13 protein-coding genes and 3 tRNA genes are annotated in these 17,351 nt (G+C 72.3%); 7 read left to right on the forward strand and 9 right to left on the reverse strand.

Annotation, left to right across the window (positions count from 1 at the left end; all coding sequences use genetic code 11):
• Window positions 1–345: 345 nt before the first annotated feature.
• From ACFWUY_RS13220 to ACFWUY_RS13230, 3 genes are all read right to left on the reverse strand, one after another.
• Window positions 346–419: transfer RNA gene (locus ACFWUY_RS13220), tRNA-Ile, on the reverse strand.
• Window positions 420–584: 165 nt separating this feature from the next.
• A tRNA-Asn gene (locus ACFWUY_RS13225) sits at window positions 585–657 on the reverse strand.
• A 5-nt stretch (window positions 658–662) separates the two neighbouring features.
• A tRNA-Asn gene (locus tag ACFWUY_RS13230) sits at window positions 663–735 on the reverse strand.
• A gap of 159 nt (window positions 736–894) precedes the next feature.
• Here ACFWUY_RS13230 and ACFWUY_RS13235 point away from each other — a divergent pair.
• The 5 genes from ACFWUY_RS13235 (at window position 895) to ACFWUY_RS13255 (ending at window position 7,762) form a co-directional block, all read left to right on the forward strand.
• Window positions 895–1,206: a YtxH domain-containing protein gene (locus ACFWUY_RS13235; RefSeq protein WP_384106629.1), complete on the forward strand. Its 312-nt coding sequence runs from the start codon at window positions 895–897 to the stop codon at window positions 1,204–1,206.
• Between the two features lie 30 nt (window positions 1,207–1,236).
• A complete protein-coding gene (locus ACFWUY_RS13240; RefSeq protein ID WP_384106631.1) occupies window positions 1,237–2,676 on the forward strand; it encodes an FGGY family carbohydrate kinase in 1,440 nt (479 codons plus the stop codon).
• Between the two features lie 73 nt (window positions 2,677–2,749).
• On the forward strand, window positions 2,750–4,483 hold the full coding sequence (locus ACFWUY_RS13245; protein WP_384106633.1) for an ABC transporter ATP-binding protein: 1,734 nt from the start codon (window positions 2,750–2,752) through the stop codon (window positions 4,481–4,483).
• On the forward strand, window positions 4,483–6,426 hold the full coding sequence (locus ACFWUY_RS13250; protein ID WP_384106637.1) for an ABC transporter ATP-binding protein: 1,944 nt from the start codon (window positions 4,483–4,485) through the stop codon (window positions 6,424–6,426). The genes ACFWUY_RS13245 and ACFWUY_RS13250 overlap by 1 nt, the downstream gene beginning before the upstream one ends.
• Window positions 6,427–6,460: 34 nt before the next feature.
• Window positions 6,461–7,762 carry a TerD family protein gene (locus ACFWUY_RS13255; RefSeq protein ID WP_384106639.1) on the forward strand — a complete coding sequence of 434 codons (1,302 nt, stop codon included), beginning with the start codon at window positions 6,461–6,463 and terminating at the stop codon, window positions 7,760–7,762.
• Here the strand turns inward: ACFWUY_RS13255 and ACFWUY_RS13260 are convergent.
• The 6 genes from ACFWUY_RS13260 to ACFWUY_RS13285 form a co-directional block, all read right to left on the reverse strand.
• Complete coding sequence (locus ACFWUY_RS13260) at window positions 7,759–8,934, reverse strand: RNA polymerase sigma factor (RefSeq protein ID WP_384106642.1); 1,176 nt, start codon at window positions 8,932–8,934, stop codon at window positions 7,759–7,761. The two genes, ACFWUY_RS13255 and ACFWUY_RS13260, sit on opposite strands and share 4 nt — an antisense overlap.
• The gene (gene dnaG, locus ACFWUY_RS13265) at window positions 8,877–10,772 is read right to left on the reverse strand and encodes a DNA primase (RefSeq protein ID WP_384106644.1); all 1,896 of its coding nucleotides are present in this window, start codon (window positions 10,770–10,772) and stop codon (window positions 8,877–8,879) included. The genes ACFWUY_RS13260 and dnaG overlap by 58 nt, the downstream gene beginning before the upstream one ends.
• Before the next feature lie 26 nt (window positions 10,773–10,798).
• Window positions 10,799–12,061, reverse strand: a complete 1,263-nt coding sequence (locus tag ACFWUY_RS13270; protein ID WP_384106646.1) for an NAD(P)/FAD-dependent oxidoreductase — start codon at window positions 12,059–12,061, stop codon at window positions 10,799–10,801.
• A 119-nt stretch (window positions 12,062–12,180) separates the two neighbouring features.
• Window positions 12,181–13,512, reverse strand: a complete 1,332-nt coding sequence (locus ACFWUY_RS13275; RefSeq protein ID WP_384106648.1) for a deoxyguanosinetriphosphate triphosphohydrolase — start codon at window positions 13,510–13,512, stop codon at window positions 12,181–12,183.
• Between the two features lie 35 nt (window positions 13,513–13,547).
• Entirely contained in the window at window positions 13,548–14,321 is a 774-nt protein-coding gene (locus ACFWUY_RS13280; protein ID WP_384106867.1) for a sirohydrochlorin chelatase, read from the reverse strand.
• Between the two features lie 699 nt (window positions 14,322–15,020).
• On the reverse strand, window positions 15,021–15,722 hold the full coding sequence (locus tag ACFWUY_RS13285) for a hypothetical protein (RefSeq protein WP_384106652.1): 702 nt from the start codon (window positions 15,720–15,722) through the stop codon (window positions 15,021–15,023).
• A 75-nt stretch (window positions 15,723–15,797) separates the two neighbouring features.
• Between ACFWUY_RS13285 and ACFWUY_RS13290 the strand changes: the two genes are divergently transcribed.
• Window positions 15,798–16,547, forward strand: coding sequence for an aquaporin (locus ACFWUY_RS13290; RefSeq protein WP_384106655.1), 750 nt, complete (start codon window positions 15,798–15,800; stop codon window positions 16,545–16,547).
• Window positions 16,548–16,612: 65 nt separating this feature from the next.
• Entirely contained in the window at window positions 16,613–17,302 is a 690-nt protein-coding gene (locus ACFWUY_RS13295; protein ID WP_384106657.1) for a vancomycin high temperature exclusion protein, read from the forward strand.
• Window positions 17,303–17,351: the final 49 nt, after the last annotated feature.

Below are 17,351 nucleotides of genomic sequence, written 5' to 3' on the forward strand. Positions count from 1 at the left end.
CAAGGGAAACCAACGAGACTCCTGTGCCCCCCCATCGCGACCACCTCCGCAAGCGACGCCGGGCCGACCCGCAGCGCCCAACTGACCGATGAGGCGAAGAGTGCCGACAAGGACGCAAAAAATCGGCACGGTGTGCGGCGTGTCACATGCAGGGGCCGTGGGATCGCCGTGGGATCATCGTCGTGGATCTACACCCAGGCTCCACCTAAAACCCCAGGTCAAGAAGGTCGGGGCCTGGTGAGGCGGATCAGGACCGCCCGTTTCGCCACACCGATGCGAGGCGATCACCACGCGCGAAAACACCCCTCCAGGGGCGTTTTCGCAGGTCAGAACGTTTTTCTTCAGTGGGGCGGGTGGGACTCGAACCCACGGCCGACGGATTATGAGTCCGCTGCTCTAACCGGCTGAGCTACCGCCCCGATCGGTGAGGCGCGTACATGTGTGCGCGCCGTCTGCCGCAGCATAGCCGCTCATACGATCTCCTGCTCCGGAAGATCGGCTCTGCTGACCATCAAGACAGCGGCGCGCTCCGCGTGGTTCCCCGAGACGCGAAAAAGGACCCCGAAGGGTCCTTTTCCGTCTCGCTCCCCCGGCTGGACTCGAACCAGCAACCCTCCGGTTAACAGCCGAATGCTCTGCCAATTGAGCTACAGGGGACCGCGCTCCCCCGACTGGACTCGAACCAGTAACCTGCCGGTTAACAGCCGGCTGCTCTGCCAATTGAGCTACAGGGGATTGCTGCGTTGCACCGAACGTACCCACTCCGGATGCTCCGGGCGGGCGGTTGCTCGCTGCGACACATACATTAGCGCAAGCAGGGGGGTGCTCCGCCAATCGGTATCGCCGTGGGCACCAGCGATGCATCAGAGAAGCTCTCCAGGGAAGGTGGTGGCCATGCGATACAAGCTGACGTTCGCCATGGGACTCGCCCTCGGTTACGTGGTCGGCACGCGTGCCGGACGCGAGCGCTACGAGAAGTTGAAGAAGTCCGCCCAGGGGTTCGCCCAGAACCCCGCCGTGCGCAACGCCGCCGAGTCCGCCGCCCAGACCGGGCGCCAGGTCGCGGGCAAGGCCATGCACGTCGTGGGCGACAAGGTGGGCGACCGCCTGCCGCCCTCCGTGACCGACCGGGTCCACGCGCTGCGCGAGCGGAGCATGGGCAACGGGAAGGTCGGGGAGGACGAGTGGGGCACCAGCAACACCTGAACCGCCTCACGTGCGGCAGAATCACATGTCATGGGGATAGTCGCCGGACTCGACAGCTCAGCGGAGTTCACACGCATCGTCGTCTGTGACACGGACACGGGTGCCGTACTGCGGCAGGGATACGCCCCTCACCCGGGCGAACCCAAGGCCGTCGACGTCGACCCGCAGACCTGGCTGCTCTCCCTCGGGGAGGCCGCGACCGGCGGCCTCCTGGAGGGCGTGCAGGCCATCGGCGTGTCCGCGCAGCAGCACGGGCTCGTACCGCTCGACGCGCAGGGCGGCCTCGTGCGGCCCGCGCTCGTCCGCAACGACAAGCGGGCCCAGGTGGCCGCCGCCGATCTCGTGGAGTCGCTGGGCGGCCGACAGGCCTGGGCCGAGGCCGTCGGCTCCGTGCCCGGCGCCGGGCAGCCGGTCGCCAAGCTGCGCTGGCTCGCCCGTACCGAGCCCGAGCACGCCCGGCGGATCGCGATGGTCCTCCAGCCGCACGACTGGCTGGTCTGGCAGCTCCTCGGCCGGCCCGCCCGTCGCACCACCGACCGCGGCGCCGCCTCCGGCACCGGCTACTGGTCGGCCCGCACCGGCACGTACCGCCCCGACCTGGTCGAACTGGCCCTCGGCCACCAAGCCGTGCTGCCCGAGGTCCTCGGTCCCTCCGACGCGGCCGGCACCACGCCCGAGGGGCTGCTCATCTCCGCCGGCACGGGCGAGACGATGGCCGCCGCGCTCGGTCTCGGTCTCGGCCCCGGCGACGCGGTGGTCTCGCTCGGCGCCTCCGGCTCCGTGATGGCCGTCCACCACGAGGCGCTCGCCGACCCCGGCGGCATGATCACCTCCTTCGCCGACGCCACCGGCATGCACCTGCCCGTCGTCCACACATCGAACGCGGTACGGGCGCTGCGCGGCACCGCCGAGATGCTGGGCGCCGAATCCCTCGACGAACTGTCCGCGCTCGCCCTGAAGTCGACCCCGGGCGCCTCCGGGCTCGTCCTGCTGCCCTATCTGGAGGGCGAGCGGACCCCGGGCCTGCCGCACGCCGCGGGCACGCTCAGCGGGCTGCGGCGCGAGTCGATGAAGCCGGAGCACCTGGCGCGGGCCGCCTTCGAGGGGATGCTCTGCGCGCTCACCGACGCCATGGACGTGCTGCGCGGCCGGGGCGTCGAGGTGCGGCGGGTGTTCCTGCTCGGCGCGGCGGCCGCGCTGCCGGCCGTGCAGGCGCTCGCGCCCGCGCTGTTCGGCGCGCAGGTCGTCGTCCCCCAGCCGGCCGACTACGCGGCGCTCGGTGCCGCCCGGCAGGCGGCCTGGGCCCTCGGGGTGGCGCGGGGCACGCTGTCGCCGTCCGCTCCCCCGGCCTGGCAGGGCGCCGCCGCGCAGATCCTGGAGCCGGGCGAGGAGCTGGCGGCCGGGCAGTCGGTCCGGCAGCAGTACGTGGCGACCCGGGAGCAGATCCATCCGGGCGCGTTCGGTTCGTAAAGTCTTCGCCAGGGCTCGCCGCGCCCCGTAAACGAGTCGTAACGTCTCGGGGGCGCGGGCGATAGTAGGAGCCGTGCTCATAAGACTTCTCCGAACCCATCTCGGGCCCTACCGAAAACCCATCGCCCTGCTCGTGCTGCTGCAATTCCTGCAGACCTGCGCGAGCCTCTATCTGCCCACCCTGAACGCGGACATCATCGACAACGGTGTCGTCGAGGGGGACACGGGCTACATCCTGCGGTTCGGCGCCCTGATGGTCGGCGTCTCCGTCGTCCAGGTCGTCTGCAACATCGGCGCCGTGTTCTACGGCGCGCGGACGGCCTCGGCGCTGGGCCGGGACGTGCGCGGCGCGGTCTTCGACCGGGTGCAGTCGTTCTCCGCCCGGGAGCTGGGGCACTTCGGCGCGCCCTCGCTGATCACCCGTACGACCAATGACGTGCAGCAGATCCAGATGCTGGTCCTGATGGCGTTCACCCTGATGGTCTCCGCGCCCATCATGTGTGTCGGCGGCATCGTGATGGCCCTCGGCCAGGACGTGCCGCTCTCGGCCGTGCTGCTCGCCGTGGTGCCGGTCCTCGGGATCTCCGTCTCGCTGATCGTCCGGAGGATGCGGCCGCTCTTCCGGACCATGCAGGAGCGGCTCGACACGGTGAACCGGGTGCTGCGCGAGCAGATCACCGGCAACCGGGTGATCCGGGCGTTCGTGAAGGACGGGTACGAGGAGGAGCGGTTCCGCGGCGCCAACGCCGACCTGACCGACGTGTCGATGGCCACCGGCCGTCTGATGGCGCTGATGTTCCCGACGGTGATGACCGTCGTGAACGTCTCCAGCGTGGCCGTCGTCTGGTTCGGCGCGCACCGCATCGACAGCGGCGGGATGCAGGTCGGCGCGCTGACCGCGTTCCTCGCTTATCTGATGCAGATCGTGATGGCGGTCATGATGGCCACCTTCATGTTCATGCAGGTGCCACGGGCCGAGGTCTGCGCGGAGCGCATCGAGGAGGTCCTCGGGACCGAGTCGAGCGTGGTGCCGCCGTCGGAGCCGGTGCGGACGCTGGACCGGCGGGGGCATCTGGAGGTCAAGGGCGCGGTCTTCCGCTACCCGGGTGCGGAGGAGTCGGTGCTCAAGGACGTCGGGCTCGTCGCCCGGCCCGGTGAGACCACCGCGATCATCGGCTCGACCGGCAGTGGCAAGTCGACGCTGCTCGGGCTCGTGCCCCGGCTCTTCGACGCCACCGGCGGCGAGGTCCTCGTCGACGGCGTCGACGTCAGGAGGCTCGACCCCGAACTGATGGCCAGGACTGTCGGACTTGTGCCGCAGAAGCCGTACCTCTTCTCCGGGACCGTCGCCACCAACCTCCGGTACGGCAGGCCCGACGCCACCGACGAGGAACTCTGGCACGCCCTCGAGGTCGCCCAGGCCGCCGACTTCGTACGGAACCTGGAGAACGGGCTGAACGCCCCCATCGCCCAGGGCGGCACCAACGTCTCCGGCGGGCAGCGGCAGCGGCTCGCCATCGCGCGGACGCTGGTCCAGCGGCCGGAGATCTATCTGTTCGACGACTCGTTCTCCGCGCTCGACTACGAGACGGACGCCCTGCTCCGGGCCGCGCTCGCCCGGGAGACGGCCGACTCGACCGTCGTGATCGTCGCCCAGCGGGTCTCCACCATCCGGGAAGCCGACCGGATCGTCGTCCTCGACGAGGGCCGGGTCGTCGGTACAGGACGGCACCAGGAGCTGATGGCGGACAACGAGACGTACCGGGAGATCGTCCTCTCCCAGCTCACCGAGGCGGAGGCAGCCTGATGGCCGGTCCTGGCGGACGCATGATGGCCGGTGGCGGCCCCGACCAGCGGTCGATGGACTTCAAGGGCTCGGGGAAGCGGCTGCTCAAGCAGCTGGCGCCCGAGCGCGGCGCGCTCTGGGTGATGCTGATCGCCGGTGTGCTGTCGGTGGCGGCCTCCGTCATAGGCCCGAAGATCCTCGGCAGGGCGACCGACCTCGTCTTCGCCGGCGTCATCGGGAACCGGATCGAGGGCGGGACGAAGGCGGAGGCCATCGCGGGGCTGCGCGCCGCGGGCGACTCCGGCATGGCGGACATGCTGACCGGCGTCGACTTCACGCCTGGGCAGGGGATCGACTTCTCCGCCGTCGGCGAGGTGCTGCTCGTGGTCCTCGGCATCTACGTGGCGGCGGGCCTGCTCATGCTGGTCTCCACCCGCATGTCGATCAAGGTGATCAACCGGACGGTCTACCGGATGCGGGAGGACGTCCAGACGAAGCTGTCGCGGCTCCCCCTGTCGTACTTCGACAAGGCGAAGCGCGGCGAGGTGCTGTCGCGGGCGACCAACGACATCGACAACATCTCGCAGACGCTCCAGCAGTCGATGGGCCAGCTGATCAACTCGCTGCTGACCATCGTCGGCGTGCTCGCGATGATGTTCTGGATCTCGCCGCTGCTCGCGCTCGTGGCGCTGGTGACGGTGCCGGTCTCGGTGTTCGTCGCGGCGAGGATCGGCAAGCGCTCGCAGCCGCACTTCGTCCAGCAGTGGAAGTCCACGGGCACGCTCAACGCGCACGTGGAGGAGATGTACAGCGGACACGCCCTGGTGAAGGTCTTCGGCCGGCAGGCGGAGTCCGCCGCGGACTTCCGCGAGCAGAACGAGGCCCTCTACGAGGCCGGTTTCAAGGCGCAGTTCAACAGCGGTGTCATGCAGCCGGTGATGTTCTTCATCTCGAACATCAACTACGTCCTGGTGGCCGTCGTCGGCGGTCTCCGGGTGGCGAGCGGCACGCTCTCCATCGGTGACGTGCAGGCCTTCATCCAGTACTCGCGGCAGTTCTCGATGCCGCTGACGCAGGTCGCGTCGATGGCGAACCTGGTGCAGTCCGGTGTCGCCTCCGCCGAGCGGATCTTCGAGCTGCTCGACGCCGAGGAGCAGGAGCCGGACGCACCGAAGAGCGCGAGCGGGACGCCCGCGGACCTCAGGCCGGACCTCAAGGGCAAGGTCGCCCTGGAGGGCGTCTCCTTCCGTTACGAGGCCGACAAGCCGCTCATCGAGGACCTGTCGCTCACGGTGGAGCCGGGGCAGACGGTCGCGATCGTCGGCCCGACGGGCGCCGGCAAGACGACCCTGGTGAACCTGCTCATGCGGTTCTACGAGGTGACGGGCGGCCGGATCACCCTGGACGGCGCGGACATCGCGAAGATGTCCCGGGAGGAGCTGCGGACCGGGATCGGCATGGTCCTCCAGGACACCTGGCTGTTCGGCGGCACCATCGCCGACAACATCGCGTACGGCGCGACGCGCGCGGTGACCCGGGCGGAGATCGAGGAGGCGGCGCGGGCCGCGCACGCCGACCGGTTCGTCCGCACCCTTCCCGAGGGGTACGACACGGTCATCGACGACGACGGGGCGGGGGTCAGCGCGGGCGAGAAGCAGCTGATCACCATCGCGCGGGCGTTCCTGTCCGACCCGGTGATCCTCGTCCTCGACGAGGCCACCAGCTCGGTCGACACCCGCACCGAGGTCCTCATCCAGAAGGCGATGGCCCGACTGGCCCACGGGCGCACGTCGTTCGTCATCGCGCACCGGCTCTCCACGATCCGCGACGCGGACGTGATCCTGGTGATGGAGAACGGCTCGATCGTCGAACAGGGCACGCACGAGGAGCTGTTGAAGTCCGCCGGGGCCTACGCCCGGCTGTACGCGGCGCAGTTCGCGCAGGCGGTCGCCGAGGTCGACTGATCCGGCATGTGACCCGTGCCGCATGATGTGCGGCATGGGTCACACAACCGAGAGTTCCTGGGTGCCTTCGGTCACCCTGTTGGTCGGCATCGGAAACGCGGACATGGCGGCGCTGTTGCTCGGTGCGGACGGCCGGGTCCGCGGAGACGCGGACATGGTCTTCGCGGGGCAGCCCGTCCACCCTTCCGGCGCGGTACGGCACAAGAACACGTCGCTGGTCCTCGCGCTGCACGAGGTGGAGCCGGAGGTCGAGCGCATCGTGATCGCCGGTCCGGCGACCACCGGCTCGCTGGCGGCGATGGCCCCGGACAGGGCGGTGGTCGTCGCATGGTTGATAGCGCATCCGGACGACGCGAACGCCGTCGTGTTCGGTGAGTTCTTCCGCGAGTCGGGCGGCTGGAAGTTCACCGGGATCGGGAAGGGGTACGCCTCCGGGCTCGCGGAGCTCGTCACGGCGTACGGGGTCGAGGTCGCCGAGGAGGAGCCGGTCGCGGCTCCGATGGAGAAGGCGTTCCCCGGCGCGATGGAGAAGCCGGTCGCGGAAGCGGCGGCCACTCCCCCGGCCGCGGCTCCTGCCAACGGTCCCGTCCCGCTGCCCGGTGTGGTGAAGGTACCGATGCACGCCCCGCCCACCCCAGGAGCCCCTCAGGCAACGCGGGGCGGGGCGGGCGCCGTGGGTGAGCCGGTCGCACCGGACCCGTCGGTCTTCCCGCCGGCCGAGCGGGAGTACCGGCTCCTGGAGGGCTGGGAGTTCGGCCCGGTCTTCAAGCCGTTCACCGTCACGGGGCGCGGCAGCGACGTCATCACCACGCCCGCGCGCGTCCCCGCCGGTCCCGTCCTCTTCGAGGTCGCGCATCAGGGCGGTGGGCACTTCGCCGTCGTCCCGCTCGACAAGCGGAACAAGGAAGGGAGCTCCCTCTTCAACACCACCGTGCCGGACTACCGGGGCAGCACGGTCACCCCGGCCCCCGAGGACCGGCCACTGCGCCTGCGGCTCATCGGCGAAAACGACTGGGTCGCGCGGGTGAAGCCCGTCGCCGCGGCCCGCAGGCTGGAGCCGGCCATGGTGGGGTACGGCGACGAGGCCCTGCTCCACCTGGGCGGAGCGGCCGACCTCCGGGTGGACTTCAAGGGCTCCCCGGGCGGCGGCGGCAGCATCGCCCTGTGGGTCCACGAGGTCACCGGCCAGACGGCACTGACCCACGTGGGGCGCACGCTGGCGCTGAACACGAGCGGCCGGATCCTGCAGACGGTCCCGCTCCCGCCGGGCCCCGCACTGCTCCTCCTGATCGCCGACGGCCCCTGGTCCCTGACCGTCCGCGAGCTGGGGTTCTAGTCCAGATACCCCCGCAGCTGGTCCGCGTAGGCGTGGTCCCGCAGTTTGGAGAGGGTCTTGGACTCGATCTGGCGGATGCGTTCGCGCGTCACGCCGAAGAGCTGTCCTATCTCCTCCAGGGTGCGGGGCCTGCCGTCGTCGAGGCCGTAGCGGAGCTGGACGACCTTCCGTTCGCGTTCGCCGAGGGTGGAGAGGACGTCCTCCAGGTGGCGGCGGAGCAGCAGGAAGGCGGCGGACTCGACGGGTGAGGCGGCGTCGCCGTCCTCGATGAGGTCGCCGAGGGAGACGTCGTCCTCCTCGCCGACGGGGGCGTGCAGGGAGACCGGTTCCTGGGCGAGGCGGAGCACTTCGCCGATCCGCTCGGGGGCCACGTCCAGCTGGGCGGCGACCTCCTCGGCGGTGGGTTCGTAGCCGCGTTCCTGGAGCATGCGGCGCTGGACGCGGATGACCCGGTTGATGAGTTCGACGACGTGCACGGGGACGCGGATGGTCCGGGCCTGGTCGGCGAGGGCCCGGGACATCGCCTGGCGGATCCACCAGGTGGCGTACGTGGAGAACTTGTAGCCGCGCGCGTAGTCGAACTTCTCGACGGCCCTGATGAGGCCGAGGTTCCCCTCCTGGACGAGGTCGAGCATGGTGAGGCCGCGGCCCACGTACCGCTTGGCGACGGAGACGACGAGGCGGAGGTTGGCCTCGATCAGCTTGCGCTTGGCGGTGCGGCCGAGGACGACGAGCCGGTCCAGGTCGCCCGCGAGCCGGGTGTCGAGGTCGGGGGCGGTGGCGAGCTTCTCCTCGGCGAAGAGCCCGGCCTCGACGCGACGGGCCAGTTCGACCTCCTCCTCGGCGGTGAGCAACGGGATGCGGCCGATCTCGCGGAGGTACTGACGGAAGAGGTCGGAGGAGGGGCCGTTGCCTCCGGGGTCGGGACGGCGGCGCTGGACGGGGACCTCGGGGAGTTCGGCCTGCTCGTCCGGTTCGGTGGTCTGGATCTCGGTCTGCACGACGGGCGACCTCCAGGAGGGGCGGAACGGCACCGTCACCCAGTGTGGAGTACGACACATCGCCGCCACGAGGGGCGTGCGGTGACTTTTTGAGACCGGGGGGTTACCAGCCGTTAGAGCGCGGCGGCGCCGTTGTTCCTCAGGGACTGCCCGTACTGGGTGAGGACCCACAGTTCGTTCTGGACGGCCGCGATCCGTTCCGGGTCGCCCTGCGGGCCGAGCCGGGCCAGGGTGCCCTGGACCTCGCGGATGCGGCGGTCGACGGCGCGGAGGCGGACGGTGACGAGCTGGTCGCCGGCGTAGGCCTCGTCGACGGTCTTGGCGAAGATCGTCTCGACGCAGAGTTCGGTGACGAGGGCGCGGACCGTGTCGTTGGGCGCGGCCTCGCGGACGGCGTCGAGGTAGTCGGAAGGGGCGCCGGTGGCGCCGCCCGCGTCCTGGATGCACTGCCGGACGGCCGCGTACGGCGGGGCGGTGAACTCGTCGGTGCCGTACGCGTCGAAGGCCGGGGAGACCAGTTCGGGGCGCTGGAGGGCGAGTTTGAGGAGTTCGCGTTCGGTGCGGTGGGCGGGGCTGCGGAGGTTGAGCGCGGGGCCCGCGGGTCCGGCGGGCCCGGTGGGCGCCGCGGTGTCGTAGCCGCGCGGGGGGGGCTGCTGCGCGGGACCCTTGCCGCCGCGGTCGCGGGCCCAGCGGGCGAGCTGGGCGACCCGCTTGACGACGAACTGGGTGTCGAGGATGCCGAGCATGCCGGCGAGCTGGACGGCGACCTCGTGCTGGGCGCCGATGTTCTTGATGCGGGCGACGACGGGGGCGGCCTCGTCGAGGGCGGCGGCCCGGCCCGCGGGGGTCTCCAGGTCGTACCGCTTCACGATCTGGCGGAGGGCGAACTCGAAGAGCGGGGTGCGGGGCTGGACGAGGTCGGCGACGGCCTCGTCGCCCTTGGCGAGCCGCAGGTCGCACGGGTCCATGCCGTCGGGGGCGATGGCGATGTACGTCTCGGCGGCGAACTTCTGGTCGTCCTCGAAGGCGCGCAGGGCGGCCTTCTGGCCGGCGGCGTCGCCGTCGAAGGTGAAGATGACGCGGGCCGAGCCGTTGTCCATGAGGAGCCGGCGGAGGATCTTGATGTGGTCGCCGCCGAAGGCGGTGCCGCAGGTGGCGATGGCGGTGGTGACCCCGGCGAGGTGGCAGGCCATGACGTCGGTGTAGCCCTCGACGACGACGGCCCGGCTGACCTTGGCGATGTCCTTCTTGGCCAGGTCGATGCCGTAGAGCACCTGGGACTTCTTGTAGATCGGGGTCTCGGGCGTGTTGAGGTACTTGGGCCCGTTGTCGTCGTCGCGGAGCTTGCGGGCACCGAAGCCGACGATCTCGCCGCCGACGTCCTTGATCGGCCACATGAGGCGGCCGCGGAAGCGGTCGATGGGGCCGCGGCGGCCGTCCTGGGAGAGGCCGGAGAGGACGAGTTCCTTGTCGGAGAAGCCCTGGCCGCGCAGGTAGCGGGTGAGGTGGTCCCAGCCGGCCGGGGAGTAGCCGACGCCGAAGTGGGCGGCGGCGGACTGGTCGAAGCCGCGCTCGGCGAGGAACTTCCGGCCGATCTCGGCCTCGGGGGAGTCGAGTTGGTCGGCGTAGAACCGGGCGGCGACCTTGTGCGCCTCGACCAGGCGGATGCGTTCGCCGCGCTGGTGGCCGGGGTTGTAGCCGCCTTCCTCGTACCGCAGGGTGATGCCCGCCTTGGCGGCGAGGCGCTCGACCGTCTCCGAGAAGGAGAGGTGGTCGATCTTCATCACGAAGGCGATGGTGTCGCCGCCTTCCTGGCAGCCGAAGCAGTGGAAGAAACCCTTGCTGGGGCTGACCTGGAAGGAGGGCGACTTCTCGTCGTGGAAGGGGCAGAGGCCTTTGAGGTTTCCGCCGCCCGCGTTGCGGAGCTGGAGGTACTCGGACACGACGGCGTCGATCGGGACCGCGTCCCGGACCGCCTTCACGTCGTCATCGTTGATCCTGCCTGCCACGCGTGAAGTCTACGGGGACGCGGACCCTAGGAGATCAGACCGTCCAGGGGGACGGAGGGGTCGGCGAGGGCCTCGGGGTCCACGGCCGCACGGGACCGGATGAGCTTCTGGATCGGGTCTGTGACGTCCCACACATTCACGTTCATGCCCGCGAGGACCCGGCCCTCCTTGAGCCAGAAGGCGATGAACTCGCGCTTGCCGGTGTCGCCGCGGACCACGACCTGGTCGTACGAGCCGGGGGGCGCCCAGCCGGAGTACTCCATGCCCAGGTCGTACTGGTCGGTGAAGAAGTAGGGGACGCGGTCGTAGGAGACGTGCTGCCCCAGCATGCCGCGGGCGGCGGCCGGGCCGCCGTTGAGGGCGTTGGCCCAGTGCTCGACGCGGAGCCGGGTGTGCAGGAGCGGGTGGTGGGCGGCGGCCACGTCACCTGCGGCGTAGATGTCGGGGTCGGAGGTGCGAAGGGATTCGTCGACGGCGATGCCGCCGCCGTCGGCGCGGTCGACGAGGGCGAGCCCGGAGTTCTCCGCGAGGGCGGTGCGGGGGGCGGCGCCGATCGCGGCGAGCACGGCGTGCGCCGGGTGCTCCTCGCCGTCGTCGGTGCGGACGGCGAGGACCATGCCGTCCTGGCCGACGATCTCGGTGAGCCGGACGCCGAAGTGGAAGCGGACGCCGTGGTCGGTGTGGAGGTCGGCGAAGAGCTGGCCGAGCTCGGGGCCGAGGACCCGGTGGAGCGGGGTGGGGTCGGATTCGACGACGGTGACCTCGGCGCCGTAGCCGCGGGCGGCGGCGGCGACCTCGAGGCCGATCCAGCCGGCGCCCGCGATCACCAGGTGGCCGTTGTCCCGGCCGAGACCGGCGAGGACCTGGCGGAGCCGGTCGGCGTGGGCGAGCCGGCGCAGGTGGTGGACGCCGGCGAGCTCGGTGCCGGGGACGTCGAGGCGGCGCGGCTCGGAGCCGGTGGCGAGGAGCAGCTTGTCGTAGCGGATGACGGTGTTGTCGCCGAGGCGGACGGTGCGGGCCTCGCGGTCGACGGCGGTGACGGGCTGCCCGAGGTGCAGCTCGATGTCGTTCGCCGCGTACCAGGCGGCCTCGTGGACGAAGGCGCTGTCGCGTTCCTTGGCGCCCGTGAGGTAGCCCTTGGAGAGGGGTGGGCGCTCGTAGGGGTGGTCGCGCTCGTCGCCGATGAGGATCACCCGGCCGTTGAACCCCTCGGAGCGGAGGGTCTCCGCCGCCTTGGCGCCGGCCAGGCCCCCTCCGACGATGACAAAGGTCTGATCCGCGTCGACCACGTCGTTTCCTCCTCGTTGCGACCGTTTCCAACCTACGCCCCCGGGCGTGTGTCCGGCCGTACCGCCTCCGGACCTGCATGCGAGCGTCCCGCACGGAGGGTGGCGGGGGAAGAGGGCCGTTACGAGGAACGGGGGTGGCGGAGGCGGGCGTGGAGGGCGCGGGCGGAGGCGTCGGTGAGGGAGGCGATCTGGTCGACGATGACGCGCTTGCGGGCCCGGTCGTCCCGCGCGGCGTCGAACAGGGACCGGAACTGCGGTTCGAGTCCGTCGGGCGCGCGGACGACGAGGGCCTCGGCGAGTTCGGCGACGACGACGCGCTGGTCGGCGCGGAGGGCCTCCTGCTCGGCGCGCTGCATCACGTACCGGTCGGCGACTGCCTTGAGGACGGCGCACTCGTTGCGCGTGGCGCGGGGGACGACGAGCTCGGCACCGTAACGGGTGAGGCGGCCCGAACCGTACGCCTGCCGTGTCGCCCCCTCGGCGGCCAGGCAGAAACGGCCGATGAGCTGGCTGGTGGCGTCCTTGAGGCGGGCCTGGGCGACGGCCGAGCCGTCGTAGCCGTGCGGCCACCACTCCTGGTCGACGAGCCGGTCGAGGGCCTCGGCGAGCTCCTGCGGGTCGGTGTCCTCGGGTACGTAGCGGCCGATGGCGACGGCGAAGACGTCGGCGCGCTCGGGCTCGGCGAACAGGAGGTTCGGGTCGATGTGCCCGGCGTGCAGGCCGTCCTCGAAGTCGTGCACCGAGTAGGCCACGTCGTCGGACCAGTCCATGACCTGGGCCTCGAAGCACTTGCGGTCGGCGGGGGCGCCCTGCCGGATCCACTCGAAGACGGGCAGGTCGTCCTCGTACACGCCGAACTTGGACGAGCCGGGGTCCTCGGGGTGCGCCCCGCGGCCCCAGGGGTACTTGGTGGCGGCGTCGAGGGCGGCCCTGGTGAGGTTGAGTCCGACGCTGACGAGGTCCCCCTCGGCGTCCTTCACGAAGCGCTTGGGCTCGATGCGGGTGAGGAGGCGGAGCGACTGGGCGTTCCCCTCGAAACCGCCGCAGTCCTTGGCGACGTCGTTGAGCGCCTGCTCGCCGTTGTGCCCGAAGGGCGGGTGGCCCATGTCGTGGGAGAGGCAGGCGGCCTCGACGAGGTCGGGGTCGCAGCCGAGGGCGGCGCCGAGCTCCCGGCCGACCTGGGCGCACTCCAGGGAGTGGGTGAGCCGGGTGCGGGGGCTGGCGTCCCAGGCGTGGCCGCGGGTGCCGGGGGTGACGACCTGGGTCTTGCCGGCGAGCCTGCGGAGCGCGGCGGAGTGCAGCACGCGGGCGCGGTCGCGCTGGAAGGCGGTGCGCCCGGGGCGTTTGTCGGGCTCGGCGGCCCAGCGGTCGGTCGCGGCGGAGTCGTAGCCGGGGGTGTCTGTGATGTCCGGGCTGTCCTTGGTGTCTGCGGTGTCTGCGATGCCTTCCATGCCTCGAAGGTAACCGGAGGGACCGACAGAAGCGCTCAGACGGCGGCGAGTTCCCTCATGGGGAGGGTCGCGCGGACCCGGTCGTAGCGGTGGAGGACGAGCCGGGCGAGGGCCGGGTGGGCGCCGAGCGGGGCGGCGGCGATCCAGGGGGCGTCGGCGGCGGCGCGGGTGGCGAAGAGGCCGGGGGCGGTGAAGCAGGAGGCGACGGCGACCCGGTGGCGGCCCCGGGCGGCGAGCGCGCGGACGGCCTCGGCGACGGTGGGCGCGGCGGCGGAGGCGTAGGCGGGGACGACGGGGACGCCCCCGAGGCGCTCGCCGAGGAGCGCGGCGATACGGCGGATCTCGGCGCCCGACAGGGGGTCGCGGGACCCGGCGGAGGCGAGCACGACCCCGGTGCCCCGGGAGGTCCCGTCCTCGGGGCCCCAGCCGGCCTGCGCGAGCCGGTCGGCGAGGGCCTCGACGAGGAGCGGGTGCGCGCCGAGCGGTTCGGCGACCCGGGCCCGGAGGGCGGGCACGGCGGCGACGGCGGCGGGCAGGTCGTGGGTGACGTGGTACCCGGGGGCGAAGAGCAGGGGTACGAGCACGGCGTCCCGGTTCTCGGCGGCGAGCTCGGCGAGGGTGGCGTCGAGGAGCGGGGCGTTCAGCTCGATGTGCGCGAGCCGCGCGTCGAGTCCGGGCCGCAGCTCGCGGACCCGGTCGAGGAGACGGCTCAGGGTGGCGCGGGCGCGGGGGTCGCGGCTGCCGTGCCCGACGGCGACGAGGGTGGGGGCGGGGACGGGGGGCGGTGCGACGAGGGTGGTGACGTTCATGGGCGGGCGGGCCTCCTCGTCGTGCTTCCGTGGCCGACGGCCGTACGGATGCACGTGGCCGAGCTGGGTCCCGAGCTGCTCGGTGATCCTGCCGAGCAGCTCGGCTGCGCTGTCGAACGTGCTGTCCGGGTCCGTCATGGACCGATCCTGCCGGGGGCGCGTTGCCTGGCCGTTTCGGGCGGGTGACGGGTCTTTGCCGTGACCTCACAGCACCGGGGCCCGCCCCGCCGGGACGGCCGCCCCGCCCCCGTTGCGGGCACGCACTCCGCTGGACGTTGCCCACCCTCGTTGGGGGCAATCGTCCGCCAGGGGCGATGGGGGTCCCCCCTGCTCGAGCGAAGCCGGGAGCTTGGGGGAGGGTGGGCACGACGGACGGCGCCCCTGCCGGGCCCAGGCTTTCGCGCCCGAACCCGCACCCGGTGGGCGCCGCACAGTTCGTGCAGCCCGCACCCCGGGTGCACCGCCGCTGGTGGTGAGGGTTCAGGCGCAAGGGGCGGAGGTGCCCGCCGAGGGCGCCGTCCCGTGTGCCCACCCGTCCCGCCCCAGCGGGACGATTGCCCACACGGGGGGGGTGGCTGGCCCAGGCGGGTGGGCGCCCGGCCCAGCGGGGCGAATGCCCACACCGGGGGGCTGGCCCAGGCAGGTGGGTGCCCGTACGGCGGGCGGCGGGTGCGGGGCGGTCGCCCGCACGTGGGTGGGTCAGGTGCTCAGCCAGACTCGCAGGGGGGCGAGTTCCTCGAAGCCGGCGGCGAGGGCCGGGGGCAGGCCGCCGCCGGACTCGTAGCCGACGACCGGGCGGTCCTCGGGGGCGGCGGCGAGGGCGCCCGCCCAGGTGTAGGACGGGTCGGTGTCCCCCGTGGCGAAGAGGTTGGAGAGGCCGGTGACACGGGCGCTCGCGGTGAGGACCGCGCCGCCGAGGATCCGGCCGTCGTCGGCGTACCCGGCGACGATCGTCGTCGCCGGGTCGGCGAGGAGCCCGGGGCGGAACAGCGCCGCGTCGTCGGCGTCGTCGCCGCTCCAGGCGAGGGCCCAGGCGGCGAGTTCCTCCGGGGTGCGGACGGGGCGCCAGCCGGGCGCGGCCGGGGGGCGCTGAAGTCCCGCCGCCCGGTGGATCCAGCGGGCCTCGAAGAGGAGGCGGAAGCCCTCGGCGGCCAGGTCGAGGCGGGCGAAGCTGTCCTTCACCGAGGCGCCGGGGGTGGTGCGGTCGATGCCGGCGAGGACGTCCTTCGCGTCCGCGTCCTCCGTGAGGGTCACCGCGTCCGGGTAGTAGAGCGGGGTCCGGTCGGCACTGGTCCAGGCGCGGGGGGCGAAGGTGCCGGTGAGTCCGTGGACGGCGCACATGGCCTGGCACCACTCGGCGTTGTTGCGGACCGCGTCCCCGAGGACGGCATCGATGATCATGCGCGGATCGTACGGGGCCCCGCACCTTCCCCTCCCCCCTTTTTTCATTCCGAATCACGGAATATCTTTTCCACTATGAGAATGTCCCCGCCCGCGCTCCCCCGGCGCGCCGCCGCCGAGTTCATCGGCACCGCCGCCCTCGTCGCCGTCGTCGTCGGCTCCGGCATCCGCGCCGACACCCTCAGCCAGGACATCGGCGTCCGGCTGATCGCCAACGCCGCCGCCTCCGCCCTCGGCCTCGGGCTGCTCATCGCCCTCATCGGGCCGCTCTCCGGGGCCCACTTCAACCCCGTCGTGACCCTGTCGGAGTGGTGGTCCCGGCGCCCCGCGCGCTGGGGGTCCCCCCGGACGGAGTCCGGGGGAGGGCGCGAGGCGCTCGCCTACATCGGCGCCCAGCTCGCCGGGGCCGTCGCGGGAGCCCTGCTCGCCGAGGCGATGTTCGGGCGGGCGCCCGGCGCCTGGGCCACCGAGGCGCGTTCGGCGCCGCACCTGCTGCTCGGCGAGGCCGTCGCCACCGCCGGGCTCGTCCTCGTCGTGCAGGGGCTGCGCCACATCGGCAGGCCCGGACTCGCCCCCGTCGCGGTCGCCGGGTACATCGGCGCGGCGATCTGGTTCACCTCCTCCGGTTCCTTCGCCAACCCGGCCGCCACCGTCGGCCGCGCGTTCTCCGACTCCTTCACCGGGATCGCCCCCGCCTCGGTGCCCGCCTTCGCCGCCGCCCAGCTGCTCGGCATGCTGCTCGGGATGGTCCTCGCCGGTGTGTTGTACGGAACAGACCGGGGCGCCGGCGAACCGAATCCCGCCGCCGCGCGTCGGACGGAGTGACAGCACGACGACGGGGTGACGGGGTGACAGACCGACACCCGCCCACGCTCCCCGGAGGTTCCCGCATGCCGGCACGGCTCACCCGGTTCGTCCCCCGCACCACCCGGGCCCGCCGCCGTACCGTCCAGGCCGTGGTGGCGGGCGCCGTCCTCGCCCTGCTCCCGTCCACCTGGATGCACACCGCCGCCGCCGGGAAGGTCCGTACCACCGCCGACGTGCCCGCCCGGGACGTCGGCGTCGTCTTCGGCGCCGGGCTGTGGAACGGGCGCCCCACCCCGTACCTCGCGCACCGGCTCGACACCGCCGCCGAGCTGTACCGGACGGGCAAGGTCCGGGTCCTCCTCGTCACCGGTGACAACAGCAGGACCGCGTACGACGAACCCAGCGCCATGCGCGCGTACCTGACCGCGCGCGGGGTGCCGGACGGCCGGATCGTCAGCGACTACGCGGGCTTCGACACCTGGGACTCCTGCGTCCGGGCCCGCAAGGTCTTCGGGGTCGACCGGGCCGTGCTCGTCACCCAGGACTTCCACATCAAGAGGGCCGTCGCCCTGTGCGGGCGGGCGGGCGTCGACGCGTACGGCGTCGGGGTCCCCGAACCCCACGACCGCACCTGGTACTACGGCACCACCCGGGAGCTGTTCGCGGCGGGCAAGGCCGCCCTCGACGCCGGCCTGCGGCCCGACCCGCGGTTCCTCGGGCCGGAGGAGGAGGGCGTCACCGAGGCGCTGGCCTCACCCCGGGACCGCGGGTGACCGACGCCGCCCGGCCTCACCTCCCGGCCGGCCGTGAGCTGAGCGGAGA

The organism is Streptomyces sp. NPDC058664, from assembly GCF_042716635.1.
In the GTDB taxonomy this organism is placed as follows: Bacteria; Actinomycetota; Actinomycetes; order Streptomycetales; family Streptomycetaceae; genus Streptomyces.